Consider the following 14,424-nt stretch of genomic DNA (forward strand, 5'->3'; position numbering starts at 1 on the left):
CCCGCCTCCTAACTCCGAACTCCGAACTCCGAACTCCTAAAACTAGAAAACTGTGTACCTCACAAGTATGGGAACTGCTATAGTTACTCCTTTGAACTCATCTCTTTCTATACTACACCATATTACTGGCATATTTCAAGCAAGACATTATCTTCTCGTTTTACATATTTGTTTGATCGCGGCGATCGCCACACAACTAATTCCCCCTAGTTCTAATAACCAATTAAGACGAAATCCTGCTAATTGCCAACCTAATAATTGATCAACATGATGGAAAGATGCAGCACGAATAATGATAAAAGTCAAGAGAAAAACTACACCAAATAGAGGTAAGATAAATTGTTTTACTTTTCTTCCCATGCCTTGAATAAAAAACATGAAACTGGCAAAAACAATAGTGATTAATCCAATAATAAAATTTTTTTGAACCGAACGACGCTGCTCATACCAATTTTGTTCTATGGCTATATTTTTAGCTATTACAGTAAACAAAGATTGCAAATCTAATTGTTTGTTAATTCCCAAAAGCAATAAAAATAAGCCCGTTACCCACCAAATCCAACTATCTCTTCTATTTTTATGTCCACATTTAAAATAACAAAAAGCTGTCAAAAAATAGGAAAAAACAGTTAACCAACCTAGAATTGTTGGATCACCAATTCCAGGTTGCCAAGAATTACCCGAAATTATAACGGCACAATTGTTCAACAAAATATTCATTGTTTTGAAAACTATTATGATTTCACTATATCTATCAAAGAACCAAACAAATGAAGTCCCTAAATAAATTACTTAAAAAACTGAAAACCATCTATGCTCAACAATAGGGACTAAGTATAGTATGATAGTTAAACTATATCGTGACTTATATATCTACCAACTCGAGGTTAAAATTTTTTTAACCTTGTTCTGGTGGTTGTAATATTTTTTAACCTGTCGATCCTCATAAATAATCACAAATTTGAATGAATTATATCTTAGTATTTGGGTTACTCCTAGCAGGACTGGTATTATTAGTGGTTGGGGCGGAAATTTTAGTTAGAGGGGCATCCCGTTTAGCGGGCAGTTTAGGAATTTCCCCTTTAGTTATTGGTTTAACCATTGTTTCCTACGGAACCAGTTCCCCTGAGATGGCAGTAGCCATTCAATCCAGTTTAGCCAATCAAGCAGAGTTAGCATTAGGGAATGTAATTGGCAGTAATATTTTTAATGTTCTAGTTATTTTGGGCTTATCATCCCTAGCTATCCCCTTGATGGTAGCGCAACAGCTAATTCGTTTAGATGTACCGATTATGATTGGGGTATCCTGTTTAACCCTCTTATTCGGACTGGATCGTACCATTAATCGCTCAGATGGTATTATTCTTTTGCTTGGAGGTATCATCTATACAGTATTTTTAATTTATCAGGGGTCAAAACAACCAGATGATCCAGACTCAGACTACGAAGCAGAGTACGGGGATAAAAGTCCTTTATCTTTAGGACAATGGACTCAAAACATTGCCTTTATCTTATTAGGGGTTGGCTGTTTAGTCTTGGGATCTCAATGGTTAGTGGAAAGCGCCACAGATATTGCCCGTCAAATAGGGGTCAGTGATTTAATTATTGGTTTAACCATTGTGGCCGCCGGAACCTCCCTGCCAGAACTAGCTACATCCGTTGTCGCTGCCCTCAAAGGAGAAAGAGATATTGCAGTGGGAAATGTAGTAGGGAGTAACATTTTTAATATTTTAACCGTGTTGGCCGTTTGTGCTATTGTTTCACCTGTTGGGGTTCCCGTATCTGATGCAGCACTTTACTTTGATTTACCAGTAATGGTAGCCATTGCCATTGCTTGTTTACCCATTTTCTTTACAGGGAATGTGATCGCCCGTTGGGAAGGCTGCTTATTTTTGAGTTATTATATCGCCTACACCACCTATCTCATTTTGTATGCAACGAATCACCATGGACTAACCCTATTTATCAGCGTCATGGTCTTTGTTATTCCTCTTACTGTTATAACTTTAGTAATTTTAGCCCTCAATAGTTTCCGAGAAAAACGACAAAGCAAGCAAGTGACCAATCATTCCTTAGAAGATCAAGACGAAATAAATTAGAGAACAAAGAAATTACCCGGAAAAATAACATACAATGAGTATTGCCAACAGGAAAATTGAGAACATGGACATTGTGTTAAAAATTGGCGAGCAAGATATTTCCTCGGTGGAACTGTATCCTCTACTTGCCCAATATCGCTTACTGCCACAACTAGCTAAACAAATTATCATCGATCAAGCGATCGCTTCTATTACCTGTACCCCCGAAGAAAGCACTGTCGCTAAACAAAGGTTCTATCAGAAACAGCAAATAGCAGATGAAAACCAGCTAAAAGTGTGGTTAGATCATCATGGCATGACTCCAGAACAATTAGAAAAATTAACGGTTAGAGACTTAAAAATAGAAAAATTTAAGCAGCTTACCTGGGCCGATAAGTTAGACCCCTATTTTGTCAAATGTAAGGGACAATTAGATCGGGTTTTGTCAAATGTAAGGGACAATTAGATCGGGTGGTTTATTCCTTAATTCGCAGCAAAGATCCAGGAGTCGCTCAAGAACTTTACTTTCGTATTAAAGAAGGAGAAAATACCTTTAGCGAGTTAGCCAGACAATACTCCCAAGGTTCTGAAGCCCAAACGGGAGGCTTATTAGGTCCGGTGGAACTCAATACACCTCACCCCAAAATAGCACAAATTTTAGCAGCCAGTCGCCCCGGACAACTTTCCCCACCTACTCCAATAGGAGATTGGTGGATTATTTTACGCCTAGAGAAATATATGTCGGCACAGTTGGATGACAACACCAGACAAAGATTACTTAACGAACTTTTTCAAGGTTGGTTAATGGCACAAGTTCAAAAAAGTGTTACTTTCTTACCTGCTCAAACTTTGCCAGAAGTGGCAACGGAAAATTAGACTGTTTTTAGCCCCTTCGTGGGGAGTTTTAAAAGTAGGCAGGAGTTGAAAGGTAGAAGCTTCGATCAAGATTGAACTTGAGAACTAATGACAGCAATAATAACACCAATTAAAATGATAACTGCCCCTATTAACACTAAAATAGAGGGAATTTCCTGGAAGAGAACAAAGCCCAAAAAACTAGCACCAATGGGTTCAAATAGAATAGCTAAAGTGACTAAAGTAGGAGATAACCAACGCACTGACCAATTAATGCTAGTATGACCAATTAATTGTGAAAAAATAGCCATTAAAATAACATATAAATAGACAGAATTAGGATAATTGGTATAACCATCACCAAAGATAAACGGTAAGGGAAAAAGAAGCATAGCAGCCGTTGTATATACAATGACACTATAACTACTAATTTTTAAGCCCTGTTGTTGTGCAATTTTGCCAAAAATTAAATAGAAACTGACAAAAAAAGCTCCCATCAAGGCTAAGGTATTTCCTAACATCGGGCTACTATACGAGTTATTACTATCACTACTACCCCAAGCGATTAAAATACCACCAACTAAGGCAATAATGATTCCTAAAATTGTTAGTTTTTTGGGTTTTTCTTTAAACCAAAACCAGGATAAAATAGCTACCCAAATCGGATTTGTTGTCACTAAGGTTGTGGAGGCAGTAATAGAAGTAAACGATAAAGAAGTAATCCAACAAACAAAATGCAATGATAAAGAAAACCCGGCAGCAATAGCATAATAATAGGCTTTAATAGTCACTTTATTGGTAACTACTTTCTGCCAAGCTGGAAGTAAGACTAAAGAGGCAATGATTAGACGAGAAGCTGCTAAAAAAAGACTAAACTCTAATCCTAATTTTTCCGAAGCTTGTAAAGCAAGACGGATAAAAATTGCTGTGGAGGAAACCGATAAAATACCAATAGTTAGAATCAGACTAACTTGCCAAAGTTGCGGCGATCGCATTTATTTTAAATACCTATTTTTCAAGAAGTTAATATTTTATAATATTTTAACCTATTGCCCTAAGTAAAATTGATGGGTTAGCAAAAGTAGAAATAAATGAAAAATATGGCTATATTGATAAATATGGAAACATAGTTATTCAACCTAATTTTGATAAAATAAAAAGATTTTCAGATGATTTAGCTATCATTCTTGTTAATGATAAGTATGGATATATTGATAAAAAAGGAAAAATATTAATTGAAGCTAAGTTTGATGATGCACGTAACTTTTCTGACGGTTTAGCTGTGATCTCTTAAATGATTGGTATAGCAGTCAGCAATGATTGATGAGATCCCCCCTTTAGTTCCCCCCTTACAAAGGGGGGTTAGGGGGGATAAGTTTCAACATTAATTCTCACAACTGATAAATGATTGGTATATTTAAAATGGTGGGTTACGGTGCGGATAAAAAATTATGATTTTTTTATCAAAACCAACCTCGCACCTAACCCACCCTACGAAATATAAAGTTTTCTTATTACCATAAATACAGAATAATCTAAAGCATTTTTTCTTAAAATTAAACTATTTATTCTAGAAATCATCCTTCAATAATGAGAGGACTTTTAGTAAGTCCTTTATTAACAAACTTTTCTAGTAGTTCATATGTCAAATTAGATAAATATTTACTATGAGTAATTTCTGTATATCCTTCGCTTTGTAACTCATAAAAAGTTATTTTATTATTTTTCCAAAACCAAACTTTTTTAACCCCTATCGCTTGATATTTTTCGAGATCATCGATGCTGCCACTAGAAAATATAACTTCAATAACTAAATTAGGGTAAACTAAAGTAATGACTCCATTAAAATAAGAAACTCTGTAACCTAAATATTCTTCTGAATTAAATTTTTCATAGTCTGTCCAAGTCATTCCTGATAAACTAAAAGTTTGATCTTGTTTTTGAAGATAGTCAAGACTTAGGGGAAGTTTTGTATTAATTAACATAATCTAAATCTAGAATTTTTATATCTTTTCGATTAACTAAAAATTTCCTAAAGTATACATATATATTTCTGTAGGGGTCAATGGCCGTTGACCCCTACAACGTTCGCATCTAATGTTACAAGATGCGCTTAAAGAGATGATTCTTGCCTATCAACAACAAAATAAACCCATTCCGAAGTTCAACAATTTTGTATAAACGATCGCATTTTGAGGATGATTACTTAAGATTATATTTAAAAAACCGAGGTCATAGAGAAACAGGGGCTAAACTGATTAGTGGTGTTCCCTAGACACTTCAACAGTCAAACAAGATCAAACTTCTCTTGATCGTACAACCCGTAGAGTTGGTAGGAATTATATGACAAAGCGAACCTTTGGTGTCATCGGCCTGGCGGTAATGGGAGAAAATCTCGCCCTTAATGTCGAAAGTCGCGGCTTTCCCATTGCTGTATATAACCGTACAGCCAGTAAAACAGAAGAATTCATGAAAACACGGGCCCAAGGCAAAGATGTCAAAGCGGCCTATTCATTAGAAGAATTTGTAAAAACCTTAGAACGTCCTCGTAAAATCTTAGTCATGGTTAAAGCAGGTGCGCCTGTTGACTATGTGATCGAAGATTTGAAACCCCTCTTAGAAGAAGGGGATATGATTATCGATGGCGGTAACTCCTTATACGAAGATACCGAAAGACGCACGAGAGACCTAGAATCAACTGGTCTTGGTTTCGTCGGAATGGGTGTTAGTGGCGGTGAAGAAGGTGCCTTAAAAGGTCCTAGCTTAATGCCTGGCGGTACCAAAGCAGCCTACGAAGAATTAGAACCCATCTTAACCAAAATTGCTGCACAGGTAGATGATGGTCCCTGTGTTACCTTTGTTGGCCCTGGTGGTGCCGGACACTATGTGAAAATGGTTCACAACGGCATTGAGTACGGCGATATGCAGTTAATTGCAGAAGCCTACGACATCATGAAAAATGCTCTTGGCCTGAGCAACGAAGAATTACACGAAGTATTCAAAGAGTGGAATACCACCGATGAACTTAATTCTTTCTTAATTGAAATTACGGCTGATATCTTCAAGTATGTTGACCCCGATAGCAAGAAGCATCTGGTTGACCTAATTTTAGACTCTGCTGGACAAAAAGGAACCGGTCGCTGGACCGTAGTAAGTTCCTTAGAGTTAGGAGTTCCCATCCCCACCATGTACGCTGCGGTGAATGCGCGGGTGATGTCTTCCTACAAGGAAGAAAGAGAGTCTGCTTCTCACCAGTTAACTGGCCCTGCCATTAAATTTGATGGAGACAAAAAAGCCTTCATCAACAAGGTTAGAGACGCTCTCTACTGCTCTAAAATGTGTTCCTATGCTCAAGGAATGGCTTTAATTGCTAAAGCTTCTGCTGAGTATTATGGTAACCAGGTTAGCTTACCCGAATCTGCCCGTATCTGGAAAGGCGGTTGTATTATTCGTGCCGGTTTCTTAGACAAGATTAAGAAGGCATTTGTAGATAATCCTGATCTACCTAACCTACTCTTAGCCCCTGAGTTTAAACAAAGTATCTTAGATCGTCAAGAAGCTTGGCGTGAAGTGCTAGTATTAGCCAATCAAGTAGGTATTCCTGTTCCTGCTTTTAGTGCTTCTTTAGACTACTTCGATAGCTATCGTCGTGCTGATCTACCTCAGAACTTAACCCAGGCACAAAGAGACTACTTTGGTGCGCACACTTATGAGCGTGTTGATAAGCCCAAAGGAGAAGCTTTCCACACCGAGTGGGCCGCTTAATTTCTCAGATTAATCATAACAGAATTGTTGACCCTTTCCGTTATCGGGAGGGGTTTCTATATTTTCAGTTTTCTGTTTTATGAATAAAGCTTAACTTTTTTGCACAAAATATATAACTTATGCTAAAAACCAATATGCACACAACAGCAATTGATTTTATACAGCGTTTTACCGGAAAGGATTTAAGCAATAGAAATATACTCGAAGAGTTTTCAGATCAAGTCATATTCTCTAGCTGGTTAAAAAAACAATATCCTAATATTTCACAAGAAACGTACAATGCCATGCTGTTGGTGGCACGACCATATTTTGATTATAAAGATACGCCCGTATACGTTGTATCTTATGTGGATACACTTTTTATTACGGGGCGTAGTGACTCTAGCATCAGCTTTATCCGACCTAGTCGTTTAGGCACTCAAAAACAAATTATACTTGATGTACCACACGCCGGAACCTTACCACCTTCTTGTGTTGATGGACTATTATCTGATGAAGTAATTGCTGATAAATCCGTATGTTCTAGCAATCCTTACACAATTTGGAATCAAGCAGATGTTGGGCTTTTGGAGGTTATGGCAAGTATTTGGCAAAATAATCAAAATTTTGTCTGTGGTTCGGCAGTATTGACAAATTTGATTATCAGCAATGGCAATCGCGCCCCAGCAAAAGAAGGTAGAACTAATGAAGTCTACAATACACACACTTATCGTGGGACTCCTCTATACAAAGACATTTCTCAGCCTAGTGAAGAAACAAAACTAGGGTTAAAAAAGAATCATGATTTGAGTATTGCTGTAGCTGGAGCTTGTCGTGCTGCTGCGTATATGGCAAATCCGAATTATCCTATTATATGTTTAGAACCACATAGTTATTCAGCATTTTCCCATGAAATACTCGATGCTTTGTTTTCACCAAAACTAGATGGTATGAACTTAACTAAATTTGCACCGCAGAATGGTGGTAAAGGTACCAAAGCACTACTAGATTATCTGCGCAATACCCATGACTTGAAATCTTATCAAGAGTTAGTTAGACCATTGGTGTCAGTGCTAGATGTTTCAAGTCCTGATGAGCCGGATAAATACAGTACCGTTAATCAATCTCAAATGGAAGCTTTTGTCGATCCCTTTATAAGCATGATACGGGAGGCTTCTAATAGACTACCTATTAATGTTGATAATTGGGAAATATCACGTCCTGATGTTTATGGTGCTACCAATACCATGTTGAAAAGGTTAGAAGAAGTAATAAAAAAAGCCAATTATTATCTTGACATTAATGATGAAAACCTAATATCAAAAACCATAAATACGGTGACAATTGAATATAATAGGGTACTGGTAACATCAAACGAAACCTCTAACATCCAGACCAGTGAACAAGATTTTTACGAGCGTTGTCAATTGGTCGGTGCAGCATTTGTAGCTGGCATCCATAATATGCAAAATCTGTGGAAATAATTCCCATTGTTGTATACAATCAGTCACAACTATTAAAGTGTTTAGTTCTGGTCTTTTTAAGGTTGATAAGTCAAAGAATTCCAGTACATCTTCATTGTTATCAAATTTTTCGTCTAATTCTTCAGCTTTCATATAAGTTAACCTCGTTTTTTTGTTCGTCTGACTGATATGATGCTAACAAAATTTAGTTCTCTTATTCAAAGGATGCTATTATTAACTAAGACTCAGTTTATCTAATTTAACCATGAATACAACACAACTTCTAAAACTTGAAGAAACCATCTTAAGTTTATCCTTAGAAGAAAAAAAAGAACTCTTTGACTGGATGAGTCAACAACTTGCTCAATCTTATTCCGCAGAAACTGAAATATTACCAGCAGAAATTCTCAAAAAAATTGCTCAATTACCGACGGAAAATCAGGATATAGGTTTTTCTGGTAGAGATCATGATTATCTTCTTTATTCTCAAAATGAAGGAGAATAAATTAATATGATTTTTGTTGATACCAGTGCATGGTTTGCTTCGGTTGTTCCTTCTGATCCAGATCATCAAATATTATCTCAATGGTTCAATCAAAATACTGAAACTTTATTGACAACTGATTATGTCATTGATGAAACACTCACTCTCCTAAGAATACGAAAAGAAACATTAAGAGCAACTGCTTTAGGAGAAGCTTTTTTTTCAGGAAAATTAACCCGAATTTACTATTTAACACCAGAGGATATTCAGCAAACATGGCAAACTTTTGAGAAATTTTCGGATAAAAATTGGAGTTTTACAGATTGTAGTAGTAAATGGATTATAGAAAAACTAAAAATCAAAAAAGCTTTAACATTAGATCATCATTTTCAGCAATTTGGTTCGGTTTTAGTTTTACCATAAGATGCTAATTAATGTTAAAAACACTTGCTTTTGATTGACTTGACATGATATTCTATACACAATGGAAAAGGTGTGCGCTTATAACTAGAGGTTGAGGGGTAAAGATGTTTAGATAAGAAACAGTCCCAGAAGAAAAAATTTGTTATACATCAAAGATATTGATTATGATTGAATTAATTTAATTTGATCACGCCAAGAACCGTTTTGTTGTTGATAGTCTGCTATTTTTTGGGGATCAATTAATTGTTGTCCCAGTTGCAAAAATTCTTGTTTTTCTGCTTCACTCATCCACTGTTGACAATCAACTGATTTATGAGGGTTCCCTCCTGCTTCTAAATAACGTTGACGACAAAGATCAAAGAGTTCTGTAATACGTTGATGTTTTGATGAATTATTATTGATTGTCATTGTTTTCTTGAATCCAGTTTAAGGGATAAATAAATACTACTCTATATATATCCTAAAGTAAATAAGACAATATTTTCAATTTGATCAATGATTTTTGGACTTAATCTTCCAATTTTGCGGACTAAACGGGCTTTATCTAATACTCGCAATTGATGACATAAAGCGACAGAATCTTGATTTAATCCTCCTTCATTTTGTGGAATAAGTAAACAACTAGGTAGAGAAATTCGTTTTAGATTAGTTGTTAAAGGAATAGTGATGATAGTTGTCGTAAATTGAGAAATGGTATTTTTTTGAAAGATGATGACTGGACGAATACCACCTTGTTCTGATCCTTGTATTGGGCTAAGATTACCAGTATAAATGTCTCCTCGTTCAATTTTCATGATTGATCTTCTTGCTTTAATAATTCAGCGTATTCATTGATTCCCTGTTCAGCAAGTTGACGATCTTCTTCAGCAAACTCTTGGTAAAGTTGTGAGATTCTCTCTGTATTGATAATAGGATTAATAAATTTTTCTCGAAATTTGAGAAAAGCAATAAATTCTGATACTTGGTCAAGTTGTTCTTCACTTAGTTGCTCAAGTTGTTGGTTGATTTTTTCTTTAGTTGTCATTTTTGTTGTCGTCCCATTCAAATTCCATAATAACGAATTATATCGTTAATAGTCTTGTCTCATAAAGCTTTGTCAGGTGGGCAAAGTTTTTTACATTATCAGTAGGTAACATAATTTTAAAATTTGCCCACCCTACCATTTATTCCCACTTGCTACAATCAGGAGGCGTTTTAGGATCACTAGCTTTATCTTGTTTTAGTCCTTCAATATAAGCTTTATTGGCTTCGTGATCAATTATCCATTCTCTCTTTTCTTTATCCCAATAATCGTTATAAAATGCTTGATCCCAATTGCAAGTTGATTTAATTTGACGAGGAGTGATGTTGGCATTGTAGAGGTTAGCATCTTCGAGGTTAGCATTGTAGAGGTTGGCATATCTGAGCTTGGCATAGGTGAGGTTGGCATCTTCGAGGTTGGCATCTTCGAGGTTGGCATTGGTGAGGTTGGCAATGTGGAGGTTAGCATTGGTGAGGTTAGCATTGGTGACTTTGGCATATCTGAGGTTGGCATTGTCGAGGTTGGCATATCTGAGGTTGGCATTGTTGAGGAGGGCATTGTTGAGGTTGGCTTTGTATAGGTTGGCATTGTTGAGGAGGGCATTGTTGAGGTTGGCTTTGTAGAGGTTGGCATCTTCGAGGTGGGCATCTTCGAGGTTGGCTTTGTAGAGGTTGGCATTGGTGAGGTTAGCTTTGTAGAGGTTGGCATTGTCGAGATCAAAATAAGCCAATGATTTAGATGCTTTAACCAACCGTTGTAATGCTTCTCTTCTCCCTGGACAATATTCTTGTTTTTCTGGACAGTTTTCTAAGAGTTTTGTATCTGCATTGAGTTGAATCTCTCGAAGGCCCAAATATGTTCCCATCAAAGGAATAATAAAAAATAACCCCACTGCTTGAACCCGACTCATTAATTGATGTTTAGCACTCTTTTCTAGAAACTCTGATGCTCGGGTTGATAAGGTCAAATACTGTTGCTTCTGACGACATTCCTTTAACCATCGTCCCTGCAATAAATACTCATTTTTATATCCGCGATCGCGCCACTCTTGGGCTAAACTTTCAATTTTTCGCTGTTCCTGTAACTGTTGCCGACTCTCATCTAACCACTGTTGCAACAGTTCCCAATGACGTATTAACGCCTCGTGAGCCACATCTATCACCTCATCCCCTTGCTGTGTCCTATCCGTAACAATTAACTTTTCATCAGCCAATAACTGTACCATTGCGTCAATAGAAGCTTGATCATGGTTTTCCGTCACTAAATCCGTTTTTAAAAACCGTCTACGAGTGTCTTCTGTCCCCTCTCCCAACTGCGTCAGGTTGAGAAAAATATGTTTCGCTGTTAACTGTTGCGCAATAGTAAGACTTTGATAAACATCCGTTGCGCGTTTGTTAAGACTGCCGGCAACTCTGCCAAGCTTAGTATAGTTAGCTAAAGTTAACCCCTGATGATCTCGTTGTTTCCATAACTCCCTTAACGCATCTTGCAGTAAGGGAAGACTACCAGGAGAATTTTCAATATCTTTGAGTATTTCCTTAATTAATAATGGTTCGATAGGTAAATTAACCAGTTTTGCTGGTTTGGTAATAGCGCGCAACAGTTCTTTTTCCTTCATAGGAGTCACAGAAACAAGATTTTCCTCTATCTGCTGACTCAAACCGCTATAGGTTTCCTCCACACATTTGCCAAAAAAGTCAGCGCGCATGGCAATCATAACCTTAAGTTTACCGTTGCATTTTTCCACTGCACCTAATAAACAGTCAATAAACCGCTCTCGTTCAGCTTTATCGGTATCAGGAGCAAAAATTTCCTCAAATTGGTCAATTATTAACAACACTTTCGGTGCGTCTGTGGTTTCGATGAGACGTTTTAACCCATCAGAACCCTTTTCTAATAAGCTTTCTGCTGTTTCTAACTGGTGCGATCGCTGAATACGAGAGAGATCAGGTTCAAGAAACTGTTGCGCAATAGTAAACATGGGTTGATTTCCAGGCACCATGATCTTAATTTCCCAGTCAGCCGAACCCTGCAAGGTCAATCCTTGTTTTAACTGATATAGCACCCCTGCCCGAATAACGGAAGATTTACCGCTTCCTGAAGCACCAAGCACCGCTAAGAAGTTTTTTTGACTAATTTTTCCTAAAAGTGTTTTTGTCAGGGTTTCTCGCCCAAAGAACCAGTGATGATCTTCTAATTCAAAATATCTTAATCCTTTATAGGGGCAAATATCGCTTGTTTCGGTAGTTTCGGGGTTTTCTGCTGCAATTTTCTGACCATAGGTTAGGGGTATGGGTTCACCTAAATTAGTAAAAATAGGGTGTTGTAGATTGCCTTTTATTTGTTTAATTTGTTCATTAATATAGTTACTTAAGCTTAAAGTTGTTATCGATTTTTCATTATATTGATCCGGTTCTAACCCTTCTAAAATAAGTTTAGTTAAAACACTGTATTTACTATTAATGTCGAGCAGTGCTTCTTCAAACTCTCTAGATGCTGCAATAAAACATCTATCTCGTCCTTTTCCTACTTCTTGGGGGTTGGCTTCACTAAAATCAAGAAATTCTCCACTATGACAACAATCTAACCAAATAATTTGTTTTTTAATGGGACTTTCTTGTAATAATTCCCGTAACCATTTCAAAGATAAACCATTAAATTCCCTGTCAGGATGAACATCGCTGGTACATAGAAAACCTTCTGTTATTCCCGAGGTTTTCCTAATCCCATGACCTGAAAAATAGAACAAAGCAGTATCAGGAATTTGATTAGTTTCTGGTTTAAACAGTTTTACTAAACTATCCTTTAACTGTTTTAAAGAAACTTCGCCCTTTTGACTAATATAAGGTGATTTGGTAGTTGAATCAAGGTTTTTTATAGCTTCAGGTAAACGACGAATAGTATTAAACTGTCCATGCTGTTCCAAAATAGAAGCTATCGCCTCTGCATCCTCAGCAGGAGAGGACAAATATTTTAAGCCCTCATATTGATAATTATTAATGCCAACAATTAACGCATCTCTACTCATGAATATAGTTTATATTAAACAATTAATTTTAACTAATTTCCAACCAATTCTCATCAAGAATATTTTCTAAGGAAAAAGGACAAGTTTCAGGAAAATGATTTAAAGATAGTCCTGTTTCTTTTGCAGCTAACTTACGTCCTTCTTGATAAACTTGTAGAAAAATATCTTGACAATATCGCTTTAAACTAGGACTGGTTTCAAAATCATCATATAAACGTTGTCGATGTTCAGCAATCGAATAAATCCAACTTTGAGAACGCTTGTTAACTTGATAATTCCATTTTAAAAGATGTAAGATGACAATTCTTAATTTACTTTTAATTGCCTTTTTTTCTCGTTTCCCCAAAGATTCAATTTCATCCAATAAATTATCCAAGTCTAAAGTTGTAAAATCACGATTGGCTAAACTTTTAGCTGTTTGTTGTAACCAGAGATAATAATCCGTATCATATAAACATTTAGTCTTTGCAGTAAATTCAGTGGTCATGATAGTTTACAATAACAATAGTCAATAATTTCAGTTTAAACTAAAATTATCTAACCCATCAAATCTTAAAAATTATGACAAAATTAACCCCGATCAAATTAGACGATAACACAATTATTTATTTAGAGAGTAACGAAGATATTGATATCAGTTCTGAAGATAAAAATATTGCTGAAGAAACCACAGAAGAAACCAGAGAAAGCTTAGGAAAAGATCCCAAAGGACTCAAAGATATTTTTTCGAGACCATCTTCTACAGAAAATGACACTTCAGAACAAGAACCAATTGAGAATAATATTCCTTCTATTGCTAATACCATTAAATCTTATACAGAATATACACTAAATGCTTTTAAACAAGTTGATAATGCTAATATTGATAAAGTAACCTTAGAATTTGGCATTAAAGTAATGGGAAAAGTAGGAGTACCTTACGTTACAACTTCAGCAGATAGTCATTTAAAAATTACAGTTGAATGTTCTTTTCTTGACACCGAATAAATAATAATTAATGTGAATGGTCAAACTTACTTAGAAAAAAGAGTTTTAGAGTAAACATCCTAAAGTTGCTTTCTTATCCTTTATTGATAATGGTTGATCTGATTAATTTACCCCCGTCTCCCCCTCTCCCCGTCCCCCCGTCAAACTTCCAGGATGATTTTTCTACAAAAATAAGATGCTCTCATTTTAGAAGCAATAGAACAAGTTAAAAGGAGACAAAATAGTGAATAACCTTAAATATACAATGATTATTCAATGGGCAGAAGAAGACGACTGTTATTTAGAGAATTGTAGGGTGTATTAGTGTAGCGTAATACACCAAAAAAACGGTCCGAGCCATC

15 protein-coding genes and 1 pseudogene are annotated in these 14,424 nt (G+C 36.2%); 8 read left to right on the plus strand and 8 right to left on the minus strand.

The features are described 5' to 3' along the window. Positions 1 to 147: 147 nt before the first annotated feature. The gene (locus tag CWATDRAFT_RS14640) at positions 148 to 720 is read right to left on the minus strand and encodes a hypothetical protein (RefSeq protein ID WP_007305749.1); all 573 of its coding nucleotides are present in this window, start codon (positions 718 to 720) and stop codon (positions 148 to 150) included. Between the two features lie 245 nt (positions 721 to 965). Here CWATDRAFT_RS14640 and CWATDRAFT_RS14645 point away from each other — a divergent pair, with 245 nt between their 5' ends. Together CWATDRAFT_RS14645 and CWATDRAFT_RS14650 are read left to right on the plus strand one after the other, a co-directional pair. Beyond that, a complete protein-coding gene (locus tag CWATDRAFT_RS14645; RefSeq protein WP_007305735.1) occupies positions 966 to 2,099 on the plus strand; it encodes a calcium/sodium antiporter in 1,134 nt (377 codons plus the stop codon). Positions 2,100 to 2,163: 64 nt separating this feature from the next. Continuing rightward, a pseudogene (locus tag CWATDRAFT_RS14650) lies at positions 2,164 to 2,954 on the plus strand (peptidylprolyl isomerase). A 65-nt stretch (positions 2,955 to 3,019) separates the two neighbouring features. Here CWATDRAFT_RS14650 and CWATDRAFT_RS14655 read toward each other — a convergent pair. Continuing rightward, positions 3,020 to 3,928, minus strand: a complete 909-nt coding sequence (locus tag CWATDRAFT_RS14655; RefSeq protein ID WP_007305748.1) for a DMT family transporter — start codon at positions 3,926 to 3,928, stop codon at positions 3,020 to 3,022. Between the two features lie 113 nt (positions 3,929 to 4,041). Here CWATDRAFT_RS14655 and CWATDRAFT_RS41795 point away from each other — a divergent pair, with 113 nt between their 5' ends. Continuing rightward, a complete protein-coding gene (locus tag CWATDRAFT_RS41795) occupies positions 4,042 to 4,227 on the plus strand; it encodes a WG repeat-containing protein (RefSeq protein ID WP_353734785.1) in 186 nt (61 codons plus the stop codon). Positions 4,228 to 4,510: 283 nt separating this feature from the next. On the opposite strand, the gene CWATDRAFT_RS14660 is transcribed toward CWATDRAFT_RS41795, so the two are convergent. Then, the gene (locus tag CWATDRAFT_RS14660; RefSeq protein WP_007305747.1) at positions 4,511 to 4,918 is read right to left on the minus strand and encodes a Uma2 family endonuclease; all 408 of its coding nucleotides are present in this window, start codon (positions 4,916 to 4,918) and stop codon (positions 4,511 to 4,513) included. 358 nt (positions 4,919 to 5,276) lie between these two features. On the opposite strand from CWATDRAFT_RS14660, the gene gnd reads away from it, so the two are divergent. The 4 genes from gnd (at position 5,277) to CWATDRAFT_RS33745 (ending at position 9,047) form a co-directional block, all read left to right on the plus strand. Then, complete coding sequence (gnd, locus tag CWATDRAFT_RS14665) at positions 5,277 to 6,698, plus strand: decarboxylating NADP(+)-dependent phosphogluconate dehydrogenase (RefSeq protein WP_007305738.1); 1,422 nt, start codon at positions 5,277 to 5,279, stop codon at positions 6,696 to 6,698. Between the two features lie 119 nt (positions 6,699 to 6,817). Further along, positions 6,818 to 8,161, plus strand: a complete 1,344-nt coding sequence (locus CWATDRAFT_RS14670) for a hypothetical protein (protein WP_007305739.1) — start codon at positions 6,818 to 6,820, stop codon at positions 8,159 to 8,161. A 244-nt stretch (positions 8,162 to 8,405) separates the two neighbouring features. Further along, the gene (locus CWATDRAFT_RS14675; protein ID WP_007305740.1) at positions 8,406 to 8,645 is read left to right on the plus strand and encodes a hypothetical protein; all 240 of its coding nucleotides are present in this window, start codon (positions 8,406 to 8,408) and stop codon (positions 8,643 to 8,645) included. 6 nt (positions 8,646 to 8,651) lie between these two features. Then, positions 8,652 to 9,047 (plus strand): type II toxin-antitoxin system VapC family toxin, encoded by a 396-nt coding sequence (locus tag CWATDRAFT_RS33745; protein ID WP_007305741.1) that lies wholly within the window; start codon positions 8,652 to 8,654, stop codon positions 9,045 to 9,047. Between the two features lie 162 nt (positions 9,048 to 9,209). On the opposite strand, the gene CWATDRAFT_RS14685 is transcribed toward CWATDRAFT_RS33745, so the two are convergent. The 5 genes from CWATDRAFT_RS14685 to CWATDRAFT_RS14710 all read right to left on the minus strand — a co-directional run bounded on the left by CWATDRAFT_RS14685 (position 9,210) and on the right by CWATDRAFT_RS14710 (position 13,583). Continuing rightward, positions 9,210 to 9,455, minus strand: coding sequence for a hypothetical protein (locus CWATDRAFT_RS14685; protein ID WP_007305746.1), 246 nt, complete (start codon positions 9,453 to 9,455; stop codon positions 9,210 to 9,212). 41 nt (positions 9,456 to 9,496) lie between these two features. Beyond that, on the minus strand, positions 9,497 to 9,841 hold the full coding sequence (locus tag CWATDRAFT_RS14690; protein WP_007305745.1) for a type II toxin-antitoxin system PemK/MazF family toxin: 345 nt from the start codon (positions 9,839 to 9,841) through the stop codon (positions 9,497 to 9,499). Continuing rightward, positions 9,838 to 10,071 (minus strand): hypothetical protein, encoded by a 234-nt coding sequence (locus CWATDRAFT_RS14695; protein WP_007310986.1) that lies wholly within the window; start codon positions 10,069 to 10,071, stop codon positions 9,838 to 9,840. The genes CWATDRAFT_RS14690 and CWATDRAFT_RS14695 overlap by 4 nt, the downstream gene beginning before the upstream one ends. A gap of 139 nt (positions 10,072 to 10,210) precedes the next feature. Continuing rightward, complete coding sequence (locus CWATDRAFT_RS14705) at positions 10,211 to 13,096, minus strand: nSTAND1 domain-containing NTPase (protein ID WP_007305744.1); 2,886 nt, start codon at positions 13,094 to 13,096, stop codon at positions 10,211 to 10,213. A gap of 28 nt (positions 13,097 to 13,124) precedes the next feature. Next, entirely contained in the window at positions 13,125 to 13,583 is a 459-nt protein-coding gene (locus CWATDRAFT_RS14710; RefSeq protein ID WP_007305743.1) for a DUF29 domain-containing protein, read from the minus strand. A 74-nt stretch (positions 13,584 to 13,657) separates the two neighbouring features. Between CWATDRAFT_RS14710 and CWATDRAFT_RS14715 the strand changes: the two genes are divergently transcribed. After that, positions 13,658 to 14,083: a CU044_2847 family protein gene (locus tag CWATDRAFT_RS14715; protein ID WP_007305742.1), complete on the plus strand. Its 426-nt coding sequence runs from the start codon at positions 13,658 to 13,660 to the stop codon at positions 14,081 to 14,083. Positions 14,084 to 14,424 lie beyond the last annotated feature (341 nt).

The organism is Crocosphaera watsonii WH 8501 (genome assembly GCF_000167195.1).
Classification (GTDB): domain Bacteria; phylum Cyanobacteriota; class Cyanobacteriia; order Cyanobacteriales; family Microcystaceae; genus Crocosphaera; species Crocosphaera watsonii.

Excerpts from the sequence above, each read along its gene's own strand:
- CWATDRAFT_RS14640 (WP_007305749.1), bottom strand. The coding sequence starts at position 720 with ATGAATATTTTGTTGAACAATTGTGCCGTTATAATTTCGGGTAATTCT.
- CWATDRAFT_RS14645 (WP_007305735.1), top strand. The coding sequence starts at position 966 with ATGAATTATATCTTAGTATTTGGGTTACTCCTAGCAGGACTGGTATTA.
- CWATDRAFT_RS14655 (WP_007305748.1), bottom strand. The coding sequence starts at position 3,928 with ATGCGATCGCCGCAACTTTGGCAAGTTAGTCTGATTCTAACTATTGGT.
- CWATDRAFT_RS14660 (WP_007305747.1), bottom strand. The coding sequence starts at position 4,918 with ATGTTAATTAATACAAAACTTCCCCTAAGTCTTGACTATCTTCAAAAA.
- gnd (WP_007305738.1), top strand. The coding sequence starts at position 5,277 with ATGACAAAGCGAACCTTTGGTGTCATCGGCCTGGCGGTAATGGGAGAA.
- CWATDRAFT_RS14670 (WP_007305739.1), top strand. The coding sequence starts at position 6,818 with ATGCTAAAAACCAATATGCACACAACAGCAATTGATTTTATACAGCGT.
- CWATDRAFT_RS14675 (WP_007305740.1), top strand. The coding sequence starts at position 8,406 with ATGAATACAACACAACTTCTAAAACTTGAAGAAACCATCTTAAGTTTA.
- CWATDRAFT_RS33745 (WP_007305741.1), top strand. The coding sequence starts at position 8,652 with ATGATTTTTGTTGATACCAGTGCATGGTTTGCTTCGGTTGTTCCTTCT.
- CWATDRAFT_RS14685 (WP_007305746.1), bottom strand. The coding sequence starts at position 9,455 with ATGACAATCAATAATAATTCATCAAAACATCAACGTATTACAGAACTC.
- CWATDRAFT_RS14690 (WP_007305745.1), bottom strand. The coding sequence starts at position 9,841 with ATGAAAATTGAACGAGGAGACATTTATACTGGTAATCTTAGCCCAATA.
- CWATDRAFT_RS14695 (WP_007310986.1), bottom strand. The coding sequence starts at position 10,071 with ATGACAACTAAAGAAAAAATCAACCAACAACTTGAGCAACTAAGTGAA.
- CWATDRAFT_RS14705 (WP_007305744.1), bottom strand. The coding sequence starts at position 13,096 with ATGAGTAGAGATGCGTTAATTGTTGGCATTAATAATTATCAATATGAG.
- CWATDRAFT_RS14710 (WP_007305743.1), bottom strand. The coding sequence starts at position 13,583 with ATGACCACTGAATTTACTGCAAAGACTAAATGTTTATATGATACGGAT.
- CWATDRAFT_RS14715 (WP_007305742.1), top strand. The coding sequence starts at position 13,658 with ATGACAAAATTAACCCCGATCAAATTAGACGATAACACAATTATTTAT.